The organism is Kitasatospora sp. NPDC091257, from assembly GCF_044757675.1.
Lineage (GTDB): Bacteria > Actinomycetota > Actinomycetes > Streptomycetales > Streptomycetaceae > Kitasatospora > Kitasatospora lactacystinica.
In genome coordinates this window covers 1-2,901 of record NZ_JBIVVI010001146.1, presented here as the reverse complement: position 1 = coordinate 2,901, position 2,901 = coordinate 1, and the positions used below count along the sequence as shown (strand labels likewise).

Sequence of the window (2,901 nt, the reverse complement as noted above, 5' to 3'; positions counted from 1 at the left end):
GCGCGGGGGGGGCCGCGTCCCGGGGGCCCCCCCCCCCCCCGCCCGGGGCCCCCCCCCCCGGGGGGCCCCCCCCGGGGGGCCCCCCCCCGGGGGGGGGGGGGCCCCCCCCCCCCCCCCCCGCCGCCGTTCCCCGGACCCCGCCCGGCGGACGGGACTCGGTGGCAGGGCTCGGAGTCCAGGACTCGGAGTTCGCGGCTCAGTGGCCGGGGTGGTGGACGAACCGGTAGGTGTCCCGGTCGAGTTCGGTGACCTGGACGCCGATGGCGGCGGGCCGGTCGATCCGGGCGCGCAGGGCGGCGAGCACCCGGGCGGTCAGTTCGGCGCGCTGCTCGGCACTGCGGCCGGCCAGGATCTTCACCTCGACCAGCACCACGGCCTCGCCGCTCGTCCCGTCGCCGACGTGGTGCCGGCCGACGGGGCGGAAGAGCGTCTTGCAGTCCGCCACCGTGGTGTCGATCACCTCGGTGATCGCCTGGTGGACCTCGGCGGCCAGCGCCGCCCGGTCGAAGTCGAGTTCGGCCGAGTGGTCGACCAGGATCTGCGGCACGGGAACCTCCAGGAGTCGTTGCCGGACGCCCCGACGCTATCGGACGCGCCCGGGGCCCCGGCGCGGGGTGCGGCGCCGGGGCCCCGGAGGTGCCCGGTGGAGCGGTGATCGGTGGAACGATGATCGGTGGAGCGGTGAGCGGTGGCCGGTTCAGCAGCCGAAGTTGATCTTGCGGAAGGTCACGTAGTGGTCGGCGGTGTAGTAGTCCTCGTGGTACTGCTTGCCGGTGACGATGCGACGGGCGCCGCGGGTCGGCGAGCCCGGGGTGACCACGGTGTACTCGTGGTAGTAGCCGGAGGACTGCGCGGGCAGCACGCGCTCCCGGTTCTGGAAGACGACGCCGTCCTGGCTGTACGGGAAGGGACCGCCGGAGGCGATCAGGTCGAGGGTGGTGCCGGCCTGGGAGGGCAGGGCGGACAGGCACACCGAGCCGCTCACCGCGGCCTGCGCCTCGGTCGCGACGGCGATCGGCGCGAGGGTGACCAGGGCAACGGCGGCGGTGGCGGCGACGCGGGTCTTCCACGCGCGTAGAGTTCGGGTCATGACAACCAGGATGGCGACGGTCGGGAGCCATCGGAAGCCCCGTTCCAACTCTTCACCTCCGGTCAACTCGACGTACCCGTCAGGGCCTCGGCCCGGTCAGCCGCCGGGCCGGCCTCAGCCGCGCGACAGCACCAGCGCCTGCACCGCCGGGAGCCTGCGCCAGTCGCTGGAGACGATGCTCGCGTGCGCCTTCGCCAGCTGCTCGGTGCGGGCCCGCGCCTGGTCCGCGGTCGGGTCCGTGCCGCTGATCTCCGGCGCGACCAGGTGGGAGTCCGTCATCACCAGCAGGTAGTGGGCGTTGTCGTACCAGGCGGTGTCGACGGTCCTGACGTAGGTGGAGGCATCACCGTCGAAGACCACGAACCAGGGCCGGATCGAGGCGTCCGCCCCGGTGTACTGGCCGCGCGGGTCGCCGGTGGCGGCGCCGAGCACGGAGGGGAACACCTGCGCCTGGCCGATCCGGCCGGCCGCCGCCAGGTCGCGCAGGTGCCGGCCCTGCTCGACGTCGGTGTGCAGGGTGTCGAAGGGGTTGCCGAGCTCGACCGTGCCCGGGATCGCGTACAGCAGCACCTTCCCGGCCAGCGCCGAGCGGCTCGGCCAGTTGCCCGCCCGCACCGCCTCGTCGACGCTCGCGTACGAGCCGCCGCCGGGCCTGGCCAGCAGGTCGGCCGGGCGCAGCACGGCGGAGCCGAGGTGCTGGGCGATCAGCGCGTCCAGCTGGTCCGGGCCCATGCCGAGGTTGGCCGAGTAGCCCGGCTTGAGCTCCAGTTTGATCACCAGCGGCCCGGCGCCCGGGTGCGCCCCGAGCCAGACCCGGACGTCGTCCAGGCAGCTCTCCAGGTTCTGGTCGGTGCCGCCCGCATAGAGCTGCGCGGGGGTGCTCGCGGCGGTGCAGTTGTTGGAGTTGCCGAACGGGTTGGAGTGGCTGACCTGCCACGTCTTGGTGAAGACGTTCGGCCAGAGGTCCAGCTCGATCATGCCGGTGCCGGTGTCCAGGCCCTGGGCGAGGTACGGGAACGCGGCCGGGTCGTAGGTGTTGTGCAGGCCGACGGTGGTCGCGGAGCCGAACGGCAGGTCGCCCGACCCGCCCGTGGTGGCGTCCGCCGGGGCGGTCGGGATCAGCGCCGCCGCGGCGGCGATCAGGCCGGCGGCCAGGAATCCGGTCAGGGTGCGGCGTACGGTCATCGGAACGGTCCCCCCAAGTCATGGGATGCCGGCCGCCCTGCTCCCGGGCAGCCTGACGAAGCATCGCCCGCCCGGGCGTGCTCAGGATGAAGAAGGCACGACAATAGCGTGACGGCTGCACCGCTTCTCCCCCGCTCCCCTCCCCTTCCTCCACGCGCTCCCCATCCGCCGCACCCGCCACGCCCGAGGACGGTGACGGAACGTCGGGGTTCGGTGGCTCCAGGCTAGTTTGGCCCAGGCGCGGGGTGCGGGCGGTCCGCACCCGAGACACGCGTGAGGCGCGCAGAGCGGCGGAGGAACCGATGTCCCTGGTCCGGGTCCACAACTTCTCGATCTCCCTGGACGGCTACGGCACGGGCGAGGGCCAGAGCCTCGACGCGCCGTTCGGCCACGCCGCCGACCGGCTGCACCGCTGGTTCTTCGACACCCGGACGTTCCGGCGGATGAACGGCAAGGAGGGCGGAGACACCGGCGTGGACGACGCGATGGCCCGCACCTGGGGCGACGGCATCGGCGCGGAGATCATGGGCCGCAACAAGTTCGGCCCGCAGCGCGGCCCCTGGCAGAACGAGGACTGGCGGGGCTGGTGGGGGCCGAACCCGCCGTTCCACACCCCGGTCTTCGTG

General features: G+C 73.8%; 3 protein-coding genes and 1 pseudogene. 1 reads left to right on the top strand and 3 read right to left on the bottom strand.

The window, feature by feature from the left end:
* Positions 1–196 precede the first annotated feature (196 nt).
* The 3 genes from ACIQOV_RS35580 to ACIQOV_RS35570 form a co-directional block, all read right to left on the bottom strand.
* Positions 197–547: a 5-carboxymethyl-2-hydroxymuconate Delta-isomerase gene (locus ACIQOV_RS35580; protein WP_401054959.1), complete on the bottom strand. Its 351-nt coding sequence runs from the start codon at positions 545–547 to the stop codon at positions 197–199.
* A 150-nt stretch (positions 548–697) separates the two neighbouring features.
* The gene (locus ACIQOV_RS35575; protein WP_359915598.1) at positions 698–1,090 is read right to left on the bottom strand and encodes a ribonuclease; all 393 of its coding nucleotides are present in this window, start codon (positions 1,088–1,090) and stop codon (positions 698–700) included.
* A gap of 114 nt (positions 1,091–1,204) precedes the next feature.
* On the bottom strand, positions 1,205–2,275 hold the full coding sequence (locus ACIQOV_RS35570) for a phosphatidylinositol-specific phospholipase C domain-containing protein (RefSeq protein WP_401054958.1): 1,071 nt from the start codon (positions 2,273–2,275) through the stop codon (positions 1,205–1,207).
* 302 nt (positions 2,276–2,577) lie between these two features.
* Here ACIQOV_RS35570 and ACIQOV_RS35565 point away from each other — a divergent pair.
* Positions 2,578–2,901 (top strand): annotated as a pseudogene (locus tag ACIQOV_RS35565) (dihydrofolate reductase); the annotation flags it as partial.